The 22,029-nt window shown below is 37.0% G+C and carries 19 protein-coding genes; 4 read left to right on the forward strand and 15 right to left on the reverse strand.

From position 1 onward, the window contains the following. Window positions 1–15: 15 nt before the first annotated feature. The 4 genes from mdh to ACFSUL_RS12505 form a co-directional block, all read right to left on the reverse strand. The gene (gene mdh / locus ACFSUL_RS12490) at window positions 16–954 is read right to left on the reverse strand and encodes a malate dehydrogenase (protein WP_377935876.1); all 939 of its coding nucleotides are present in this window, start codon (window positions 952–954) and stop codon (window positions 16–18) included. A gap of 80 nt (window positions 955–1,034) precedes the next feature. Beyond that, entirely contained in the window at window positions 1,035–2,306 is a 1,272-nt protein-coding gene (icd, locus tag ACFSUL_RS12495) for an NADP-dependent isocitrate dehydrogenase (protein ID WP_377935878.1), read from the reverse strand. A 184-nt stretch (window positions 2,307–2,490) separates the two neighbouring features. After that, a complete protein-coding gene (gene citZ, locus ACFSUL_RS12500; RefSeq protein WP_377935880.1) occupies window positions 2,491–3,609 on the reverse strand; it encodes a citrate synthase in 1,119 nt (372 codons plus the stop codon). Window positions 3,610–4,078: 469 nt separating this feature from the next. Next, window positions 4,079–4,537 carry a DUF441 domain-containing protein gene (locus tag ACFSUL_RS12505; RefSeq protein ID WP_377935882.1) on the reverse strand — a complete coding sequence of 153 codons (459 nt, stop codon included), beginning with the start codon at window positions 4,535–4,537 and terminating at the stop codon, window positions 4,079–4,081. 287 nt (window positions 4,538–4,824) lie between these two features. Here ACFSUL_RS12505 and ytvI point away from each other — a divergent pair, with 287 nt between their 5' ends. After that, window positions 4,825–5,940, forward strand: a complete 1,116-nt coding sequence (gene ytvI / locus ACFSUL_RS12510; RefSeq protein WP_377935884.1) for a sporulation integral membrane protein YtvI — start codon at window positions 4,825–4,827, stop codon at window positions 5,938–5,940. Window positions 5,941–6,252: 312 nt separating this feature from the next. On the opposite strand, the gene ACFSUL_RS12515 is transcribed toward ytvI, so the two are convergent. The 8 genes from ACFSUL_RS12515 to dnaE form a co-directional block, all read right to left on the reverse strand. Continuing rightward, window positions 6,253–6,639, reverse strand: coding sequence for an FxsA family protein (locus tag ACFSUL_RS12515; protein ID WP_377935886.1), 387 nt, complete (start codon window positions 6,637–6,639; stop codon window positions 6,253–6,255). Window positions 6,640–6,761: 122 nt separating this feature from the next. Next, window positions 6,762–8,522: a pyruvate kinase gene (gene pyk, locus ACFSUL_RS12520; RefSeq protein ID WP_377935888.1), complete on the reverse strand. Its 1,761-nt coding sequence runs from the start codon at window positions 8,520–8,522 to the stop codon at window positions 6,762–6,764. A gap of 109 nt (window positions 8,523–8,631) precedes the next feature. Next, window positions 8,632–9,591, reverse strand: a complete 960-nt coding sequence (gene pfkA, locus ACFSUL_RS12525) for a 6-phosphofructokinase (protein ID WP_377935890.1) — start codon at window positions 9,589–9,591, stop codon at window positions 8,632–8,634. A gap of 355 nt (window positions 9,592–9,946) precedes the next feature. After that, window positions 9,947–10,924, reverse strand: coding sequence for an acetyl-CoA carboxylase carboxyl transferase subunit alpha (gene accA / locus ACFSUL_RS12530; protein WP_377935891.1), 978 nt, complete (start codon window positions 10,922–10,924; stop codon window positions 9,947–9,949). After that, complete coding sequence (accD, locus tag ACFSUL_RS12535) at window positions 10,918–11,787, reverse strand: acetyl-CoA carboxylase, carboxyltransferase subunit beta (protein WP_377935893.1); 870 nt, start codon at window positions 11,785–11,787, stop codon at window positions 10,918–10,920. The genes accA and accD overlap by 7 nt, the downstream gene beginning before the upstream one ends. Before the next feature lie 143 nt (window positions 11,788–11,930). Next, complete coding sequence (locus tag ACFSUL_RS12540) at window positions 11,931–12,497, reverse strand: FadR/GntR family transcriptional regulator (protein WP_377936138.1); 567 nt, start codon at window positions 12,495–12,497, stop codon at window positions 11,931–11,933. Between the two features lie 68 nt (window positions 12,498–12,565). Further along, on the reverse strand, window positions 12,566–13,804 hold the full coding sequence (locus ACFSUL_RS12545) for an NAD(P)-dependent malic enzyme (RefSeq protein ID WP_377935895.1): 1,239 nt from the start codon (window positions 13,802–13,804) through the stop codon (window positions 12,566–12,568). A gap of 289 nt (window positions 13,805–14,093) precedes the next feature. Beyond that, window positions 14,094–17,453 (reverse strand): DNA polymerase III subunit alpha, encoded by a 3,360-nt coding sequence (gene dnaE / locus ACFSUL_RS12550; protein WP_377935897.1) that lies wholly within the window; start codon window positions 17,451–17,453, stop codon window positions 14,094–14,096. Between the two features lie 410 nt (window positions 17,454–17,863). Here dnaE and ACFSUL_RS12555 point away from each other — a divergent pair, with 410 nt between their 5' ends. Then, the gene (locus ACFSUL_RS12555; RefSeq protein ID WP_071411067.1) at window positions 17,864–18,199 is read left to right on the forward strand and encodes a YtrH family sporulation protein; all 336 of its coding nucleotides are present in this window, start codon (window positions 17,864–17,866) and stop codon (window positions 18,197–18,199) included. Continuing rightward, on the forward strand, window positions 18,196–18,699 hold the full coding sequence (gene ytrI, locus ACFSUL_RS12560) for a sporulation membrane protein YtrI (RefSeq protein WP_377935899.1): 504 nt from the start codon (window positions 18,196–18,198) through the stop codon (window positions 18,697–18,699). The genes ACFSUL_RS12555 and ytrI overlap by 4 nt, the downstream gene beginning before the upstream one ends. Before the next feature lie 77 nt (window positions 18,700–18,776). Here the strand turns inward: ytrI and ACFSUL_RS12565 are convergent, their stop codons facing one another. Next, entirely contained in the window at window positions 18,777–19,712 is a 936-nt protein-coding gene (locus ACFSUL_RS12565; RefSeq protein WP_377935901.1) for a DHH family phosphoesterase, read from the reverse strand. A 125-nt stretch (window positions 19,713–19,837) separates the two neighbouring features. Here ACFSUL_RS12565 and ACFSUL_RS12570 point away from each other — a divergent pair, with 125 nt between their 5' ends. Then, window positions 19,838–20,137 carry a YtpI family protein gene (locus ACFSUL_RS12570; RefSeq protein WP_377935903.1) on the forward strand — a complete coding sequence of 100 codons (300 nt, stop codon included), beginning with the start codon at window positions 19,838–19,840 and terminating at the stop codon, window positions 20,135–20,137. A gap of 56 nt (window positions 20,138–20,193) precedes the next feature. Here the strand turns inward: ACFSUL_RS12570 and ACFSUL_RS12575 are convergent, their stop codons facing one another. Next, window positions 20,194–21,513 carry a DRTGG domain-containing protein gene (locus tag ACFSUL_RS12575; RefSeq protein WP_377935905.1) on the reverse strand — a complete coding sequence of 440 codons (1,320 nt, stop codon included), beginning with the start codon at window positions 21,511–21,513 and terminating at the stop codon, window positions 20,194–20,196. A 181-nt stretch (window positions 21,514–21,694) separates the two neighbouring features. Then, the gene (locus tag ACFSUL_RS12580) at window positions 21,695–21,937 is read right to left on the reverse strand and encodes a hypothetical protein (RefSeq protein WP_377935907.1); all 243 of its coding nucleotides are present in this window, start codon (window positions 21,935–21,937) and stop codon (window positions 21,695–21,697) included. Window positions 21,938–22,029: the final 92 nt, after the last annotated feature.

Raw genomic sequence — 22,029 nt, forward strand, 5'->3', positions numbered from 1 at the left:
TCTTTTAACTTTCTATTAAATTAGAGCTGTCATTACATTTTTAACTGAATCAACAGATTTAGCAAGAGCTGCATTTTCTTCTTCTGTTAATTCTAGTTCAATAATTTTTTCAATACCATTTCCGCCTAGAATTGTTGGAACTCCTAAATAAATTCCCTCAAATCCATATTCACCCTCAAGATAAGCAATAGCAGGAATAACTCTACGCTGATCTTTCAAAATAGCCTCTACCATCTGTACAAGAGAAGCAGCAGGAGCATAGTAAGCACTACCATTACCTAGCAATCCTACAATTTCTCCTCCACCTTTACGAGTACGTTCAACGATGGCATCAAGACGGTCTTTAGGAAGTAATGTTTCTAACGGAATTCCTCCAGCGTAAGAATAGCGGATTAGAGGTACCATGTCATCTCCATGTCCTCCAAGAACAAAGCCAGTTACGTCTTTCACCGAAAGGTTTAGTTCCTGTGAAACGAATGTACGGAAACGAGCTGTATCTAATACACCAGATTGACCGATTACACGGTTTTTCGGGAAGCCAGACTCTTTAAACACTGTATATGTCATCGCATCAACCGGATTTGTTAAAACAATGATATAACAATTTGGTGAGTACTTAACAATCTGCTCCGTAACAGACTTCATTACTTTTTGGTTTGTTTGAACTAAATCGTCACGGCTCATACCAGGTTTACGCGCAATACCTGCAGTAATTACCACAATATCGGAATCCTTCGTATCTTCATAATTAGAAGTACCAGTGATTTGTGCATCGAATCCTTGAACAGGACTTGCCTCAAGCATATCCAACGCTTTCCCTTTTGTAGGATCTTCCATTTGAGGAATATCGACAAGTACTACATCCCCTAGTTCTTTTTGAGCTAACATTAATGCTGTAGTAGCACCAGTAAATCCGCCGCCGATTACAGAAACTTTTCTACGCTTAATTGTCATTAGAAGCTCCCCCTTGCATTATAGATAATGTATAAAGGGGTAAAGAATCCCTTTACCCCTTTATATCATTTAACTAATTATTAACCCATGTTTTCAATTAGTGCATTTCCGAATTCAGAACATTTAACTTCAGTTGCACCTTCCATTAAACGTGCGAAGTCATATGTTACAACTTTAGAAGCAATTGTTTTTTCCATAGATTTTGTGATTAGATCAGCTGCTTCATTCCAGCCTAAATGTTCTAGTAAAAGAACACCTGAAAGAATAACAGAAGATGGATTCACTTTATCTAAACCTGCATATTTAGGTGCAGTTCCATGAGTTGCTTCAAAGATAGCATGTCCTGTTTCATAGTTAATATTTGCCCCAGGAGCGATACCAATTCCACCTACTTGAGCTGCAAGAGCATCAGAAATATAGTCACCATTTAAGTTCATAGTAGCCACTACATCAAATTCCGCTGGACGAGTAAGGATTTGTTGTAAGAAGATATCCGCAATAGAATCTTTTACAATGATTTTCCCTGCAGCTTCTGCATCAGATTGTGCTTTGTTTGCAGCTTCTAGACCGTCAGCATCTTTAATTCTGTCATATTCAGCCCATGTAAATACTTTATCGCCGAATTCTTGTTCAGCAAGTTCATAGCCCCAATTTTTGAATGCGCCTTCTGTGAATTTCATGATATTACCTTTATGTACAAGTGTTACTGATTTACGGCCTTCACTGATAGCATAGTTAATTGCCGCACGAACTAGTCGTTTCGTTCCTTCTTCAGAAACTGGCTTGATACCGATTCCAGAAGTTTCCGGGAAACGAATTTTATCTACACCCATTTCTTCCTGTAAGAAACGAATTACTTTTTTCACATCTTCTGAACCTTTTGCATATTCGATTCCAGCATAGATATCTTCTGTATTTTCACGGAAGATTACCATATCCGTATCTTCAGGGCGTTTAACCGGAGAAGGTACACCTTGGAAATAACGTACTGGACGTAAGCAAGTGAATAAGTCTAACTCTTGGCGTAGTGCAACGTTCAATGAACGAATTCCGCCACCTATAGGAGTTGTTAAAGGACCTTTGATTGCGATGAAATACTCACGAATCGTATCAAGTGTTTCACTTGGTAACCATTCACCAGTTTTGTTATATGCTTTTTCACCAGCATAAACTTCTTTCCATGCAATTTTTCTTTCACCTTTATATGCTTTTTCAACTGCTGCATCTAAAACTCTTTGGGAAGCTGCCCAAATATCTGGACCAGTTCCGTCACCTTCGATAAAAGGTACAATTGGGTTATTTGGTACATTTAACTGACCATTTTGATTTGTAATTTTTTCGCCTTGTGTCATTAGATGTTACCTCCATTTTTTTCATTATTAAAAGGCTGACCCGGAAGTGTCTAAACAAGTTTTAAAAAGTAATTTAAACAATGTTGGTTGTGTTTCTAAATAAATATGTCCGACACTTACTATTGGGTTTGCCTATTCTATTATTAATTACATCAATATTTAAAGGATTTGTAAATATTGAAAATTAACCTCGTTTTTCAATCGCAACATATTCTTGCTTTCCAGGGCCTGTGTAATCCGCACGTGGACGGATTAGTCGGTTGTTAGAGTATTGTTCTAAAATATGTGCTAACCAACCAGAAACACGGCTTGTTGCAAAAATTGGTGTGAATAAATCATGATCGATTCCTAAACTATGGTAAACAGATGCAGAATAGAAATCTACATTAGGTGGAAGACCTTTTTCAGATGTAACGATGTCTTGAATCATTGTAGACATTTCATAATACTTAGACTCGCCTTTACGTTCTGTCAGTCTCCGCGACATTTCTTTTAAATGTTTTGCACGAGGATCCCCTTGTTGATAGACACGGTGACCAAATCCCATAATTTTCTCTTTATTATTAAGCTTTGCACGAATAGCTGGTTCTACATTTTCAAGGGAATCAATTTCCGTAAGCATTTTCATTACTTGTTCATTTGCTCCACCGTGTAATGGGCCTTTTAAAGCTCCAATTGCTGCTGTTACACCAGAATAGACATCAGATAATGTGGCTACACATACTCTTGCTGTAAATGTAGAAGCATTTAATTCATGGTCTGCATGAAGAACTAATGCTTTATTGAATGCTTCAATTTCCACAGCTTCTGGCTCTTTTCCTGATAGCATGTATAAGAAATTTGCAGCAAATCCTAAATCTTCACGAGGAGCTACTGGCTCTTCACCATTTCTGATACGGGAAAAAGCAGTAACAATTGCAGGCATCTTCGCTTGAAGACGAACTGCTTTACGATAGTTTGCTTCCTCTTCCATTACGTCTGCTTCTTTATCATAGATTCCTAGTAAAGATACTGCAGAACGTAACACAGCCATTGGATGTACTTCATTGCTTGGGAATTGTTTTAAATGGTCAATGACCTCTTTGGGAAGTTCCATGTTAGTCGCAAGCTGTTTTTTCAATTCTTTTAATTCAGAAATAGTAGGTAACCTTAAATGCCATAATAAATAGATTACCTCTTCAAAGCTAGCATTTTCTGCTAGGTCATCGATGTTATACCCAACGTATGTAAGGGTATCATCAATAATTGAACTAATCGAAGATGTTGTTGCTACAACTCCTTCTAAACCGCGAGTCGCTGTCATAAAAACCTCTCCTTTATAAATATATTTCCCATTACCCACTGTGGTGTGAGCAATAAATACCTACAAGATAAACAATCTATAAATCTTTCAATAGGCTGTATTATATAAAAAATTATATATCTGAGCGCTTGCTCAACTTGAATCTATTAACGATTCCCTACCTTCTTCTTAAAACAAGGATTAGGATGCGCTTACATTTCCCATTATAAACAATTATCTGACATTTGTGAATGGAAACGCATTAATTTCTATAAAAATTATTTTTCTAGAAAAGTATCAAAAGTTCTGAATTGAAAAGTCTCTATACTCTACACTACTATTAACTTGCAAAAACTGCAAGTTGAATCTGACCAAAAAGTGTTTAGTCTCATGACTAAATCAATATATAATACGGGAATCTATCACCAAACAATATATATAGCACACCAAAACTAAACACTCCGCTTTTTAGTCAAATTAAAATTGTGCATTATTGAAAAAACTCAAATACCTTCATAGCCATATAAGCTATTCCTGCACCTATTAACGGCCCCACTGCCACTCCTTTAAAAAGAGAAACGGCTATTACGGTACCTAACACTAATGCCGTAGTAATATGTGGGTCGTTTGCGAGCAATGTCAATCCATTTTTTGCTATCAATGCGACAAACATACCGGAGGCAAGTGCAATCCATGCATAAGGAGTTTTTAATGCATCAAACAATTCTTTAAATCCAATTTCACCCGTCGCGATTGGAGCTAATACAGCTATTGTAATTATCGTAACACCCCAATTGATTCCTTTAGATTGAACAGTTGAAAAAACTTTTTCATCCAAACCAATAATTCGCATAACAATAAGCAAACCTACGGCAAACATAATCGACTGGTTCTTTGCAATAAACCCAATTGCAAGAAGTAATAATAAAAATAACATTGGCTGATTCATGTTGTACCTTCCTTTCCCACTACTTCAGATAAGGTGAAAATCCATCTCCTATAGCCACACTATTTTTAGCTCACCACTATTCACAAAAAAAACTGCGATTAAGAGACGAGAACTCCCTAATTTATTAAAAGTTTAACTTTACTATCCTAACATATTAATAAATTTCCCAGCCAGTTGAATTACTGCTATTAAGATATTTTTTAAATCCATTTGGAACAAATAGAACTTTCCATTATTTATCCACTCCTATAAAATAATGGTAGAATATATGCAGGAGGGGGAAACTATTGAATCTAGAATATTTATATAGAACAATTAGATTTATCGTCGTCATTACCATTGTCATAATTGCAGCTGTTTCCTTTTATTTTATTTGGAAAGTTGCTTATCCTTTTATTATTGCCATTGTCATTGCCTTAATGATCAACCCATTTGTAAATTGGCTTGAGCGCAAGGGTAGACTTCCTCGTACTGGGGCTGTTATAGTCTCGCTCATTTTAATTGTCAGTATTTTCGTAGGACTTATTACATTATTAATAGCTGAAATTGTTTCTGGCGCCGATTACTTATCTAATGAAGTCCCACAACATGTAGAAACACTAGTAAAATACATAGAAGATTTTATCGTAGCAAATGTCATTCCTTTGTACCATCAGATTGCCGGCTTGTTTAAAAGCTTAGACGCTGGTCAACAAGATACTATCCTTCAAAATATTGAAACAGCTGGAAGTAAAGTCGCCACTTCGGCTGGGGAGTTTTTGCAAAACTTCTTTCAAAAGTTACCACGGCTTATTTCATGGATTCCAAACGCAGCAACAGTATTAGTATTTGCTACACTTGCTACCTTCTTCATTAGCAAAGATTGGTATAAACTTTCGGAAAAAGCCGAAAAATATATTCCTGGAAAGGCTATTTCTAGCGGAGAAAAGGTTTTTATCGATTTGAAGAAAGCTTTATTTGGCTTTATTCGCGCTCAATTTACTTTAATCTCCATCACCGCTGTTATTGTATTAATAGGATTGCTCATTTTACGAGTTGACTATGCTATAACCATTGCACTTGTAAGCGGTTTGGTTGATATCCTTCCTTATTTAGGAACAGGTGCTGTTTTTGTCCCCTGGATTGCTTATGAATTTATCACAGGTGATATCAATCTTGGAATTGGGCTTAGTGTCCTTTATTCGATTGTCGTTGTTCAACGACAGATTATGGAGCCGAAAATTCTTTCTTCAAGCATCGGATTGGATCCCTTAGCTACACTTGTCGCTTTATTTGTTGGGTTTAAGTTAGTTGGGTTTTTAGGCTTAATTTTAGGTCCTGTTTCATTAGTTATTCTTACAACGTTGAGGAGAGCTGGAGTTTTTGAAGATGTTTGGAAATTTATTAAGGGGTCACCTTCTTAGAAGGAAAGAGCCGACCATCTTGAAAGAATGATAAAAAAGAGGCTGGGACATAACTAAAATACCACCCCCTAAAGACGAACAATATCAGGTTAAATTGTTTCGTAATCGTTATTAAACACCGCTGTTGATTTCCGTGTCAAGACTTCGCTTTCCGCAGGAGTCTTCGTCTTGCACTCCAATCAACAGCTAGAACAAGTTAAAAAGAACAACACGTTTTATGAAGACTTATAAAAAAACCGAACTAATTCGCCTTCAAATACAAGAATTAGTTCGGTTTTTTATTCACCTAGAACACATTTGTCCCAGCTTTTTTTATCTATATATAATCACATTTTTGTTATTAATCCATTTCTTAAACAGCTTATAAAGAATCGGTTTAAACCCTTTTCGTGTAATAGGAATCAATAATAGAAAACCTACTGCATCTGTAACAAAACCAGGTGACAAAAGCAAGACAGCTCCTACTAAAATACATAAACCATCTATAATTGCATCACCAGGAACCTGGCCGTATCCCATATCCTGTTGTGCTTTCCTCATTGTTTCCAACCCTTGTTTTTTCGCCAAATACGCTCCTAAAATCCCTGTGAAAATAATAAGCAAGATTGTCGGTAGTACACCCAAAGTTTGACCAGAAAGAACAAGTAGTCCAATTTCTAAAGCTGGAATTACAATCAAGAAAAACAAAATATATCTCATGAATGGATTCCTCCATTTTCATTTTATTTTTTTCTATTATCATTATAACATATGAGAAAAAACAAGTATTCATGAGATAATTAAGAGGCTGGAACACGTTTGTCCCAGCCTCTTTTTATTTGCTATAATACGCTCGCATGGCCGTTATAGATGACACCACGAGTTGCATCGACAGTAATTTCCTGACCTTCTGTAAACAAACTTACAGCATTTTCAACACCAACAATTACAGGAATTCCAAGATTAATTCCAACGACTGCAGCATGGCTTGTTAATCCGCCTTCTTCTGTAATTAATGCAGAACATTTTTCAAGGGCGGGAACCATATCCTTATCAGTACCTATTGTTACAAGAACAGATCCTGCTGTCACTTTTTCTAATGCTTCTGTGGAATTTTTCGCTAAAACTGCTTTCCCATAAGCTGATTTACGACCAATTCCTTGACCTTTTGCAATTTCGTCACCCACTATATGAATCTTCATTAGATTTGTAGTACCAGATTCACCAACAGGTACACCAGCCGTAATTACAACTAAATCACCATGTTTAACAAATCCTGAATCCAAGCTTTCTTCTACAGCCATTTCAAGCATTTCATCTGTTGTTTCTACTAATTTCCCTACACGAGAGCATACACCCCATACAAGTGATAATCTTCTAGAAACAGACTCTGAAGCTGTGACAGCAACGATAGGAGCTTTTGGACGGTATTTAGAAATCATTCGTGCTGTATGACCACTCTCTGTTGGAGCTACAATTGCATTTACATCTAAATTAATTGCTGTATGAGCTACTGATTGTCCAATTGCATCTGTCATATTATGGTCGCTCTCATTACTACGTGAAGATAAAATTGCATCAAAATTTAGCGCTGTTTCTGCACGCGAAGCGATATTATGCATTGTTTGAACAGCTTCTACAGGATATGTTCCTGCCGCTGTTTCACCTGAAAGCATAATAGCATCCGTTCCATCAAAAATCGCATTCGCCACATCACTTGCTTCCGCACGAGTAGGACGTGGATTACGCTGCATAGAATCTAACATTTGTGTTGCAGTGATAACCGGTTTACCAAGTGCATTACATTTTTTGATTAGTGCTTTTTGTACTAACGGCACTTCTTCAGCAGGAATTTCAACTCCTAAATCACCACGTGCAACCATTAACCCATCAGAAACTTCAAGGATTTCATCGATATTATCGACACCCTCTTGGTTTTCAATTTTAGGGATAATATGAATATGCGAAGCATTATGTTCTTCGAGTAGCTGTCGGATTTCAAGCACATCTGATGCACGACGAACAAAAGAAGCTGCGATAAAGTCTAACCCCTGCTCAATACCAAAAATGATGTCACTTGCATCTTTTTCCGTAATACCTGGTAAGTTTACAGAGACACCTGGAACATTAACACCTTTTTTATTCTTTAAAATTCCACTATTTGTGACCTCCGTAACAATTTCACCTTTGTCTTTGTGAATCTCTACTACATCAAGCCCTATAAGCCCATCATCCAGAAGGATTTTGGAACCGACATGTACATCATCAATTAAGCCTTCATATGTAACGGAAAACTTCTCTGGTGTTCCTACTACTTCTTTCATTGATACAATGACTTGTGAACCCTGTGTAAGCTCAATAGCATCATTTTCCATATTATTTGTGCGAATCTCTGGACCTTTTGTGTCTAAAAGAATCCCTACTGTCTTACTTGCTTTTTCTGCTGCTACTCGAATATTTTTAATACGTGCTCCATGCTCCTCATGATCCCCATGAGAGAAATTTAATCGAGCAACATTCATTCCTGCCTCCATTAACTGCGATAGCTTTTCCACACTTTCACTTGCAGGACCAATCGTACAAACAATTTTTGTTTTTCTCATTATAAAATACCTCCTAAAATGGTACACAACGGGATAAAGTGAAACCTTCCCTTTTTACCGCTATGAGACTAATCACTCCAACAAAACCACTCTGATACGGGTTCCAATCTTATATAGATAGTTCTTTAGATAGCTTGTACATATTAAGGTTTATTTCATGTTGTTTCCCTAAGGCCTCTATAATGTCATAATCTACAAGCTTATTTTTTTCAATACCTACTGCACGCCCGCCTTTTCCATCCATTAGTAATTCAACAGCACGAGCCCCAAAACGACTCGCTAAAACACGGTCACTTGCAGTCGGGGTTCCACCTCTTTGAATATGTCCCAATACAGAAACACGAGTATCCATACCAGTGGCTTCGGTAAATTGCTTAGCAAACTCGTTACCAGACATTACTCCTTCAGCAACGATAATAATACTATGTTTTTTACCACGCTCTTGACCTTTTTTCAAGCGGTCAACAATATCATCCATTTTATAATTATCCTCTGGAATTAATATCGTTTCTGCTCCACCTGCTAACCCAGACCAAAGTGCTAAATCTCCAGCATTTCTTCCCATTACTTCAATAATGAATGTTCTCTCATGGGAAGTCGCAGTATCGCGAATTTTATCGATAGCATCAATAACAGTGTTTAATGCCGTATCAAATCCGATTGTAAATTCTGTTCCAGGAATATCATTATCAATTGTGCCAGGTACACCGACACATGGATAGCCTAGTTTTGTAAGTGCCTTTGCTCCTTGGTAAGAACCATCCCCACCGATAACAACTAACCCTTCAATACCATACTTTTTAAGCTGTTCAATTCCTTTCTGTTGCCCCTCTTTTGTTTTGAATTCTTCACAACGTGCGGTATAAAGCATCGTACCACCTCGGTGAATTATGTCGCCAACAGAACCTAGTTCCAATTTTTTTATATTTCCACTAATTAATCCGTTGTAACCCTGATAAATTCCATATACCTCAATATCTTGGTAAATTGCTTTTCTTACAACTGCACGCACAGCGGCATTCATCCCTGGAGAATCCCCACCACTTGTTAAAACTCCTATTCTCTTCATGTAAGATCACCTCATTGTTAGATTAAACATAAATATATACTCAGTAATAAACAACTTGTATAAGTGTTCACAATACATAATAATATTTTTATGAAGCTTTAGCCCCACCCATTTCATTATTATGGACAAATAGACTTTCGATTATTTCTAAAATACCACGAAGAATCAAGGTTCTCAATAAATAGGACTAAGGTTAGTTAATAGACGAAATTATCGGGTAACTGAAAGCGTTTTACCTACGTAATTTACAAGAGGACAATAAAAAGGGCTGACTAGTGGGATATATTGCCATTCAGTCAGCCCTTCATTTTGAAATTACTAGCTATTGAAAATCTTGCTGATTAAAAGTCTCTTATCACTTTACCCCAATATACTCATTTAAAACAGAATATTGGCCCATTAATTTATATTTTTCATAACGGTTTTCAACCAATTTATCCCCTGATAGTGACACTAATTCTTGAAGAGAGTCTTTTATAATATTTCTTATATTATTTGCCTGCTCCTCTGTATTACGATGTGCTCCACCAGTTACTTCTGGAATAATTTTGTCAATAATACCCAATTCTTTCAGATCAGGAGCAGTAATTTTCATTGTTTCAGCAGCTTTCTTAGCTAATGTAGAATCTTTCCATAAGAGAGCTGCTGCACCTTCAGGAGAAATTACAGAGTATGTCGAGTTTTCTAGCATATGAATATGATTTCCAATACCGAGAGCAAGGGCTCCACCACTTCCCCCTTCACCGATAACAATACATATGATAGGAACGGTCAAACCAGCCATCTCAAAAAGATTCCTAGCAATTGCTTCACTTTGCCCTCTTTCTTCTGCTGCTTTTCCTGGATAAGCCCCTTTTGTATCGATAAAACAAATAATAGGCCGATTGAACTTTTCCGCTTGTTTCATCAAACGTATTGCTTTTCGATACCCTTCAGGATGTGGCATTCCGAAGTTTCGACGGATATTTTCTTTTGTATCTTTTCCTCTTTGATGCCCAATAACTGTAACAGGAACACCTTGAAACTTAGCTATTCCTGCTACAATTGCCTCATCATCCCCATACAACCTATCTCCATGCATTTCCTTGAAGTCTGTAAAAAGGTAATCTATATAATCAAGCGTAGTCGGACGATTCGGATGACGAGCAACTTGAACCCGATCCCATGGCTTCATATTAACATATATCTCATTTTCAAGCTTCTGTAACCGTTTTTCTAACTTTTCAATTTCCTTTGATAAATCTACGTCCGAGTTCTGAGTAAACTCTTTTAATTCTATTATTTTCTTTTTTAACTCTATAATTGGTTTCTCGAATTCTAGCTCGTTTACCAAGGTAATTCACCATCCCAACTGTGAATATCCAGGACATTTGTAATACTGTCTTTTAAATCTAGTCTAGAAATAACATCATCTAGCTGCCCGTGCTTAAGTAAAAACTCAGCAGTTTGAAAGTCTTCAGGAAGATCCTCTCGAATTGTTTGCTCGATAATTCTTCTTCCCGCAAAACCAATAAGTGCTCCAGGTTCTGCAAAATTGTAGTCACCCAAAGATGCAAAACTTGCTGACACTCCACCCGTAGTCGGATGGGTCATGATGGAAATGAATAAACCACCATTATCACTTAACCGACGAAGTGCAACACTTGTTTTCGCCATTTGCATTAGAGACAAGACCCCTTCTTGCATTCTTGCCCCACCAGAAGCAGTAAAAATAATAAAAGGCACTTTTTTAGCATTTGCTTCTTCGATAGCCCTGGTAATTTTTTCACCGACAACCGACCCCATACTTCCCATGCGGAAACGGGAATCCATCACAGCTATCACTGCATCCAATCCATTTATTTTCCCTGTTCCTGTTACAACGGCTTCATTAAGCTGAGATTTCTCTCGATCCTTTTCCAATTTTTCGATATAATCTGGAAAATTGAGCGGATTGGTAGATACCATATTTTCATCTAATTCTTTAAAAGTATCTTCATCAACAAAACTAGCTATCCTTTCCCAAGCGTTCATTCCATGATGAAAGCCACAGTGCAGGCATACTTTTAAGTTTTTTTGTAATTCTTTTGTATACATAATTTTTTTACAATTAGGGCACTTAGTCATAATCCCTTCCGGAACGTCTTGTTTCGATGCTTCAGAAGGAATTGTAGCATATTTTTTCTTTTTGGATTTATTAAATAGCTCCTTAAGCACGGTGAAACCTCCTTCTTTCTAGAAGAAAAGTACAAAGGTGAGAAAGGAGATGACTTCCTTCAACTCACCCTTGTCCTTCACCTCTAGATTGCTTGTCTATCACTTTGACGGATAAAGTTATAAAATAATGCTGGAATTGTCGTTTATTTCTCAACAAATTCTCTAATATTTTCATATAAATCCAGTACAACTTTATTCTCTTGATTTTCTAGCCCTCGAAGTAATGCTGTTACATCTCTTTGTATTTTTGGAGTAATTCGTATCTCCCCAATATAAATAGCGGCATATTCATTAAGTATGTTCCAAATTTTATATGCTAGATAATTATTCCCAAGTTTCATTACTTTTTTAAATACTTCACCAAGATGATGGAATTTATTTTGCTCAAGCTGCTCTATCACCTTTAGTACACTCGTTTTGTCGGAAATGATCTTTCTTAACGTTTCTTTTTCTAACATCATCTTTGTTTGAAGAACATCAAATTTTGCCTGTTCATCTTGCAAAATAAACATTCCTAACAATTCTACAAGATGGTGCTCGCGAAAGTCTCTAAGAAATGTTCCTTCCCCTCTACGTGTCTCTATTAACCCGAGCAACTCTAATGCCCGAAGTGCTTCTCTTACTGATGAACGCCCTACGTCTAATCGTTCCGAAAGCTCTCTTTCGGATGGAATTTTATCTCCTGGTTTTAATCCATCTTGTGAAATCATCGTTCTAATCTGGTGAACAATTTCCACATAAACTTTCGAGTGAGGTTTAAAAGAACTCACCTTTTTATTCACTCACCTTTACCAATTACCGCTAATTGTTCTGTTTTTCTCCTTATTTCTTCAGGATCAACTTTCAGCCTAGCTACACCTGTCTCCATTGCTGCTTTTGCAACAGCCGCAGCTACAGCAGGAGCTACCCTTGAATCAAAAGGAGCTGGAATTACAAAGTCTTCGTTTAACTCTTCATCACTAATAAGAGAGGCAATCGCTTCAACTGCTGCCTGCTTCATTTTTTCATTAATATGTGTTGCACGAACATCAAGGGCTCCACGAAAAATCCCTGGAAATGCCAAAACATTATTGACTTGGTTAGGGAAGTCCGAACGACCTGTCCCAACTACTTTTGCTCCAGCTGCTTTTGCCTCATTTGGCATAATTTCTGGAACGGGGTTTGCCATCGCAAATATGATAGGATCCTTCGCCATTGTTTCTACTATCTCTTTTGTCAACGCCCCAGCAACGGATACGCCGATAAAGACATCTGCATCTTTCATTACTTCTTGAAGTCCGCCTTCTACATGATCGCGATTAGTGAATTTAGCTACTTCATTTTTAACAACATTCATCCCTTCAGGACGTCCTTCATAAATAGCACCACGAGAGTCACACATGATAATATCACGTACTCCATAATTATAGAGAAGCTTAATGATTGCCATCCCTGCTGCACCAGCACCACTAGCTACCACTTTAATCTCAGACATCTTTTTGCCAACTAACTTTAGTGCATTAACTAACCCTGCAACTGTAACAATAGCCGTTCCATGTTGGTCATCATGAAAGATTGGAATATTCGTTTCCTTTTTCAACCGCTCCTCGATCACAAAACAATTGGGAGCTGCAATATCTTCGAGGTTTACTCCTCCAAAGGTTGGTTCAAGCAATTTTACTGTCTCGACAATTTTATCTACTTCCGTTGTACTTAAACAGATAGGGAACGCATCCACTCCAGCGAAGCTTTTGAATAAGACTGCTTTCCCTTCCATTACAGGAAGAGCTGCTTCTGGACCAATGTTTCCCAACCCTAATACAGCTGTTCCATCGGAAACAACTGCTACCATATTCCCTTTCATCGTATATTCATAGACAGTTTCTGGTTTATCATAAATATCTTTACAAGGTTCTGCTACTCCTGGAGAATATGCTAGACTCAAATCTTCTGCATTTCGTACCTCTACCTTGGATTTTGACTCTAACTTCCCTCTATTGACTCTATGCATATGAAGAGCTTCTTCACGTAATGACAATAGTTTCACTCCTTCTCCTTTTTTAATATAACTTTATTCAAATAGTTACTGCGAGTAAACACTGAGGTGAAATAATACATTTTTCATAAAGTGAAGCTTTAACCAGTAGTAGTTTCCGTCTCTACTCTTCTTCAATCTTCTCAAACCTTTGAGGTGGGAGGGGTTACTACCTGTTAATGCGAGATAGCCTAAAATTAGGATATATTTACGTTCACTTTTGCTTTCACAGGTGGTCTGACCACGTTTGTCTATTAAACAATAATATAAAAATTGTAGTAAGTAAAGTAGGTTATTTTAAAACAACATTGTTTTCACCTAAGAAGGACTTTAATTCCTCCAATGCTTCCCAATTTGCATTTATCCTTAAGTTTGGAGGTAGCTGAATCCCCTTATTTTCTAATTCGTAGTACACCACAACTGGTTGATTCCCTTTATGCTTCTGTATAACCTTTCTTACTTTATTCATTATCAATTGCGGATCCTGAGATCGCTCAATTTTTAGGAAAAGCTTTCGATCATTATTTTTTATTCGGGCAGTTAACTCCTCTATGGACTCTACCGTATTAACAATTAATTGTAATTTTTCGTTTCTAATCTCTAATTTTCCTTCAAACAATTGTATTGCGCCTTCTTGGATCTTATTCATATGCTTCCGATATACACTAGGAAATACTACCGCCTCTATATCGCCTGATTCGTCACTTATTTGCAGAAAAGCCATTACTTCACCTTTTTTTGTCCTGATTGTTTTTAGACTAGTTATATACCCACCAACGACTGCTTTATGATTTTTATTTTGAAGGTCGGCTACAAACGTTGCATTTGCGTGATAAAATAACTCTCGGTAAGATGAACTCGGATGATCAGATAAATATAATCCTAAAACTTGTTTTTCATATTGAAGCTTAGTAGTTAGCTCTAGATTTTCTACTTCAATATACTTTGGTTTTAGCAAAAAAGCTTCTTCATCCTCGAATAAATCATAATTTTCTTCATCTGGATTAACTAATTCCGCGTGTTCTATTGCTACATCTAAACTAGCTAATAAAACAGCTCTATCTTCTCCAAATTCATCAAATGCCCCTGAAAAGATTAAAGCTTCTAGCGTTTTTCTGTTAACCGCCTTTTGGGACACCCTTAAACAAAAATCGAATAAATCACTAAAAGGCTTCTCTCTTCGTGCTCGGAAAATTTCTCTTAGTGCAGCTGCACCAACTCCTTTTATAGAAGCGAGACTGTAACGAATTCTTTTTTTTCCTTCGACGATAAAAGCAAAATGACTATTATTAATGGAGGGAGGAAGAATTTCGATATGATGCTGGGTTGACTCTCTAATATAAAGTGCTACTTTCACATCATTACCAATGGCAGAAGTTAGTAAAGAAGCAAGAAAATACGCTGAGTAATGTGCCTTCAAATAGGCAAGCTGGTAGGCTATCATACTGTACGCTACAGCATGAGAACGATTGAAGCCATAATTTGCAAATCGTACAATTAAATCATATATATTATTCGCTACTTCAAGTGTATAACCTTTCTTTTGTGCTCCCTTTATAAAATGGTTTCTTTGTTCATTCAAAATTTCCTTCTTTTTCTTTCCTACTGCCCTTCTAAGGAGGTCTGCCTCTCCTAAAGAAAAACCAGCCATCTTAGAAGCTATTTGCATGATTTGTTCCTGATAAACGATGACACCGTAAGTCTTTTGAAGGATTGGCTCTAAATCTGGGTGAGGATACTCAATCGTTTCTCGCCCGTGTTTGCGTTTGATATATACTGGGATATTTTCCATTGGACCCGGACGGTATAGCGCATTAACTGCAACAATATCTTCAAAAGTAGATGGTTTCAGTTTCATTAATACATTTCTCATACCTTCTGACTCTAATTGAAATATCCCATTAGTAGAACCTTTACTTAATAACTGGAATGTCTCGTCATCATCCATTGGAATGTTTTCAAGTGAAAATGTACCATTCGTACCCTTTTTAACATTTTGAACAATTCTTTCTAAAATAGATAGATTTCGTAACCCTAAAAAGTCCATTTTTAGTAGGCCTATTTCCTCTAATATATCCATTGAATACTGCGTGAGATGAACACCGCTGCCACTTTCCTGAATTGGTATTAAATTGACTAAAGGATTTTCACTAATCACTACACCAGCAGCATGCGTTGATGTATGTCTTGGAAGCCCTTCTAATTTTAATGCCGTTCGAAAAAGTTTTTCATGAAGCTCCGAACCTTCGACAAATTTTCTTAACCCTTCTGACTCCTTGTAAGCAGCTTTTAAAGAAATTCCTAACTTAGAAGGGATTAGTTTAGAAAGCTGTTCTTGTTCTTTCGTATTAAGACCGAACACTCTTGCGGTATCTCTCAAAGATGCTTTTGCCGCAAGGGTTCCAAACGTGATAATTTGCGCAACGTGAAGGTCCCCATATTTTTTCACAACATATTCTATCACTTCATCGCGTCGATGATCTGGAAAGTCTATATCGATATCTGGCATTGTGACACGCTCTGGGTTTAGAAAGCGTTCAAACAACAATTCATGTTCAATTGGATCCACATCGGTAATTCTTAAAACATAAGCTACGAGAGAGCCAGCAGCCGACCCACGTCCTGGTCCGGTTAATATACCTCGCTCACGTGCATACTTCATAAAATCCCATACAATTAAAAAGTAATCATTAAAGCCCATTCTTGAAATGATACCCAATTCATATTGAAGTCTTTCTAAATAATCGTTAGAAGACGCTTTTCCTCTATCCTTCAACCCTTTGAAGCACGTTTCTTTTAGTACTTCTGAAGAATCAGTATGTAAAGGAAGGGGATACTTAGGTAGCAGTTGTTGATGAAACGGGATTGTGACATTACACTTTTCAGCAATAGAAATGGTGTTTTTAAGAGCGTCTGCATCGTTTGAAAATAGCCCTATCATCTCTTCTTGCGTTTTAAAAAAATACTCTTCACTCTCTACTTTTCCCCTTCCCTCTTCGGACAATTTACCCCCGTCGCGAATAGCCAATAGACATTCAAGTGCAAACCTATCCTCTTTTTCTAAAAATTGCACATTATTTGTTGCAACAGTCTGTGCTTCCATCTCTATTGACAACTGATTTAATAGCGGATAAAGTTCTTTCTGTTCCTGAAGACCGTGGTTTTGTAAGCTGAAGAAAAAATTTTCCTTTCCAAATATATTTTGGTAAGTTCTCACAGCCTCCTTCGCCTTTTTCATCTGCCCCTGAAGTAGAAGCTGTTCTATTTCCCCTTCTAGACCAGGAGTGATAGCGATTAGCCCCTTCCCATAGCCCTTAAGCCACTTCATCGGTATTCCATCTGGAGTCTTCGTTCCTACTACACTTGAAATCTTCACTAGACTTTCATAACCTTCATAATCCTTTGCTAGTAAAACAAGAGGAGCGGACCCTTCCACGCTTAAAGCAACATCGACTGTAAGCCCTATAATCGGTTTTATATTTTCCTTTATACACTCTTTATAAAAAGGGATAACACCGTACATTACATTTCTATCGGTTATAGCTAATGATTGAAAACCTAATTTACTTGCTTTCTTTACAAGTGATGGAATGGAAACCGTACTTGATAGAAGACTATAAGCGCTTGACACTTGTAAGTGAACAAACGACATTTATATGCACACCCTTTGTTATTATCTAGTTACTGCTATTTCCGCTTTTCTTTTTGTCCAGCTCCAGCGGCTAGCTCGCTGTGAAAAAGATGATTCCTCTCTAAAGGCAAAAAGCGCCTTTTGAGAGAAATCCCTATTTTCTTCCCGAGCTAAGCAAGCCGCTTCCGCTTTTCTTTCTGTCCAGCTCCAGCGGCTAGCTCGCTGTGAAAAAGATGATTTCTCTCTAAAGGCAAAAAGCGCCTTTTGAGAGAAATCCCTATTTTCTTCCCGAGCTAAGCAAGCCGCTTCCGCTTTTCTTTCTATTATAGGAAAAGTTTATTAAAAAAGAAAATATGTTCTCCTTCATATGTTGTTTAGTTGATTCATATAGTGTTAGAAGAGGAATTCTGATGATAAGTGGGGGAGATTTTATGGTCGAGCCTTTTTTTCCTGAGTTTTTTAAAGCTTATTTTATTGCTTTAGGTGTGCTACTTGGTGGCTCGCTACTTGGTGGCTTTGCATCTTTTTTTATGGGACAGCCTCCGTTAACGGAAATGTACAGACTTTCTAACATTTTAAGAATTTGGGCAATTATTGCTGCTATTGGGGGGACATTTGATACAGTATACAGCTTCGAGCGAGGCTTTTTAGATGGTGAAACAAAGGTACTATTTAAACAGTTTTTATTAATTCTTTCAGCCCTAGGTGGTGCCAATACAGGTGCAATGATTATTAACTGGTTAACACAGGAGCATGTGTCGTCATGAGAATTCCTCCCTATTACCGACTACCTACATGGCAACGATTTCTTGCTGGGATGGTTTTAGGAGGAGCCATCAGTTGGATGGTTTTCCTCTTTATGTTTGGTGTTTTACAGGAGGAACAAACGAAAACAATTGAAGAACAGAAGGATACGATAGAGAATATAAAAAAAGACCTTTCTATTTGGCAGGATGAATATAAAAAACTGAACAAGGATAATCAAAAAAAACTTCTGATTCAGGATATAAAGGTAAAGATTCTTAACCCAGAAGAATATAAAGTAGAGCTATTAAGCATCCATGAAACAGAGGATACAATAACGGAAGATTTGCGGAGTCTTTTAACAAAGGATTTAGAATCAGTATATAAAAACAAAGACTTAATAAAAAAAACAATCGAAAAGCAAACGATTAATCTAAATGACAAACGATATCAGCTGAAAGTAAAAGAAATGTACATTTATACATCTATGGAAATTTACTTAGAGTTAAAAATCGCTAGTTAGAATTAGAATCCCTTCTCTAAATTGCCCTTCATAGGGTAGTAAGGGAGGAGCAGATACCTTCTCCTCCCATTAGAAGGCTAGTCATTACAAACTTCGGAAAGATCCTTCAATACTTGATCCTTTTCATCCCAAGAATGAATTGATGCCCCCGCAGCAAGTGGATGACCGCCACCATTATACTTTTTCGCAATCGTATTAATTACTGGCCCCTTAGAACGTAATCGTACTCTTATTTGATCTTCCTCTTCTATAAAAAATACCCACGCTTTCATTCCCCTAACATCTCCAAGCGTACTTACAAGAAGTGATGCTTCAGCAGGCAAGCAATCGAATTCTTTTAGAATTTCTTTCGATAAGATCATATGGGCACTTCCATCCTCGTTCATTACAAAATTCTGAAGAACATACCCATGAAGCTTTAATAGTTTCGGATCCATTGCGTACATTTCATTAAAAAGTGTATTTCGATCAAAATCAAACCGAATAAGCTCACCAGCAACATCAAATGTATTTTGAGTTGTACTTGGATAAAGGAATCTACCTGTATCCCCTACGATACCCGCAAATAACAACCTTGCTCCCTCATTAGAAAGAACAAGTCCTTTTTCCTTTCCAAATTGATAAAACTCATAAATCATTTCACTAACAGAGCTAGCACTAGTATCTATCCATAAATGGTCGCCGTATGCATCTTCATTTGGATGATGATCAATCTTTATTAACTTGTCCCCTAATCTATAGCGGCTGTCACAGATTCTCTCCTCATTAGCGGTATCACAAACAATGACTAATGCTCCTTCAAAAACACTGTCTTCAATAGAATCTAATCTTCTTAAATAATTTAATGATGGTTCCTCAACTCCAACGGCATATACCTTTTTTTCAGGAAAGGATGTTTTGATTATTTCTGCTAGGCCACCTTGCGATCCATATGCATCTGGATCAGGACGAACATGTCTATGTATAATAATTGTTTCATATTGTTTTATCATTTCTAATATTTTCTCTTTCATTGTCAATCAACTCCTTTTTAGTTGGCTTTCTTGGTACTTCCGGTTAAAATAGTAGCGAGAAAGAAGTATTATTTAGTTCCAGCGGCTAGCCGCTTACACTTTTCTAATAATGGAGGATTATGAATATGCCTATTCTCGCTTTATTTATTGTACTATCTTTTACATTTTATATCTTTTATAAGATAAAACAAGTTAGAAGTAATCGTCCAATGGAAAAGAAATGGTTATCTTCTAAAGCAAGTATTGCTCTCGGGCTATTTGTCGCTTTATTTGGCATTAATCAACTATTCATTTACCAAACAGCATTATCTTATTTTATCGCTGCTGTTTTCCTGTTATTTGGTATAGGGAGTGCATGGACCGGATTTAAAATGTATAAACATGTTCTACCATTTGCCCAAAGAGAGGCTGATGAATTCGACTGAGAATACTAATAGGGGACTTCTAGAAATCCCCTATTTTACTTCAGTTAATTACCCTGTTACTGACGATCAATCAGCTGGCAAACCATTAACGATTTTCCAACTAATGCTCCCTCACTGTACACCTCAACATCCACCTTACCAAATTTACGCCCTATATCTATAACTTTCGGTCGCACTTCTAGATTGCTTTCCATTTGGACCGGCTTAATAAAATAAATTGTCATATTTTCAACAACAAGATCACCTTTTTTATAATTCTTCAACGCCCGATTAGCCGCTTCTGTCATAAGAGTTGTAAATACTCCATAAGAAAGTGTTCCTAACCCCGTTGTCATCTGCGGTGTTACTGCAAATTGATACGTCTCTTTATCTGTTTTCTTTTCTCCTAGAGACTCTATTTGATTAGCAACAATATCATCAATTGTTTCTCCAATTTGCGGCTGACGATTAATCATTTGCAGAGCTTTTAAAACATCCTGTCTACTAATAATTCCAAGTAGTTTATTTTGCTCATTTACGACCGGAAGCACTTCAATCCCTTCCCAAATCATCATATGGGCAGCAGAGGCTACACTTGCGTTCGGACCGACAGTAATCGGACTTTTTGTCATTACCTTATCAATGTTTGCATATTTTTCCTGCCCCATTATATCTTTAGAAGTGACCATCCCTACTACTTTCATTCCATGGTCTACGACAGGAAAACGACTATGAAAAGTATACTGATTTTTTTCAAACCATTCTTCTAATGTATCGTCACTATGTAAGTACACTGTATCGTCTACCTTTGTTAAAATATCTTCTACTAACACAATTTCTTTTTTAATCAATTGATCATAAATTGCCCGATTAATCATCGCGGCTACTGTAAATGTGTCATAAGATGTAGAAATGACAGGTAGCTCCAATTCATCAGCAAGTTTCTTGACTTGCTCTTCGGTATCAAAACCTCCAGTAATAAGCACTGCCGCACCTGCACGTAAAGCATGTTCATGTGCACGTGTACGGTTTCCGACAATTAAGAGATTTCCAGCTTCTGTGTATCGCATCATTGCTTCGAGCTTCATTGCTCCAATAACAAATTTATTCAACATTTTATGAAGACCTGTTCTTCCACCAAGAACCTGTCCATCTATAATATTGACAACTTCTGCAAAAGTTAACTTTTCAATGTTCTCTTTTTTCTTTCGTTCAATCCTTATTGTACCTACTCGTTCAATCGTACTAACATACCCTTTTATTTCCGCATCTTTAATAGCACGATAGGCAGTTCCTTCACTTACACTTAATGCCTTTGCAATTTGACGGACAGAAATTTTTTCACCAACAGGCAAAGAGTCGATATATTCTAATATTTGTTCATGCTTAGTAGCCAATTTTTTCACCCTTTTTAACGAACTGCTCTGATACTTTCATTATAAAGAGAAACGCTTAACGTTTCAATTTTAACGTAAAGTAATTAACTGATAATGAAGGGATTAGTTAGTAGTCTAATTATTACCATTATATATAAAAAAAGAAGCGTGAAGTCACGTCCCACGCCCCCTAGTTTTTTGATTATCCGAAGGATCTATGTCTTTCCGATTTATTAGAAGAAATGCTCCGTTTTCGTTTAGGCTGTAATCTCTTTGGTGCAAAAAGGGCTGCGGATAGGTTTCCTAGAATCACGATTAACGCAAACCCAAGCCACGATAAGGCGAAAATACCTTCAAGACCTCCCGTAGCTATGTTTAGTCTCGGTAAAGCATAATAAAGCATTGCCGCAGCCAATAATAAACTTAATATATATCTCTGCTTCAAATCCCCCACCCCCTTCTAGCTTGTATTATGTTTATGTACAAAAAGGGGAATACATTCATTATTCATAAGGGGAAAATTGATATTAAAGGCAA

Origin of the sequence: Bacillus seohaeanensis (assembly GCF_042684945.1) — a bacterium.
Classification (GTDB): Bacteria; Bacillota; Bacilli; order Bacillales; family Bacillaceae_B; genus Rossellomorea; species Rossellomorea seohaeanensis.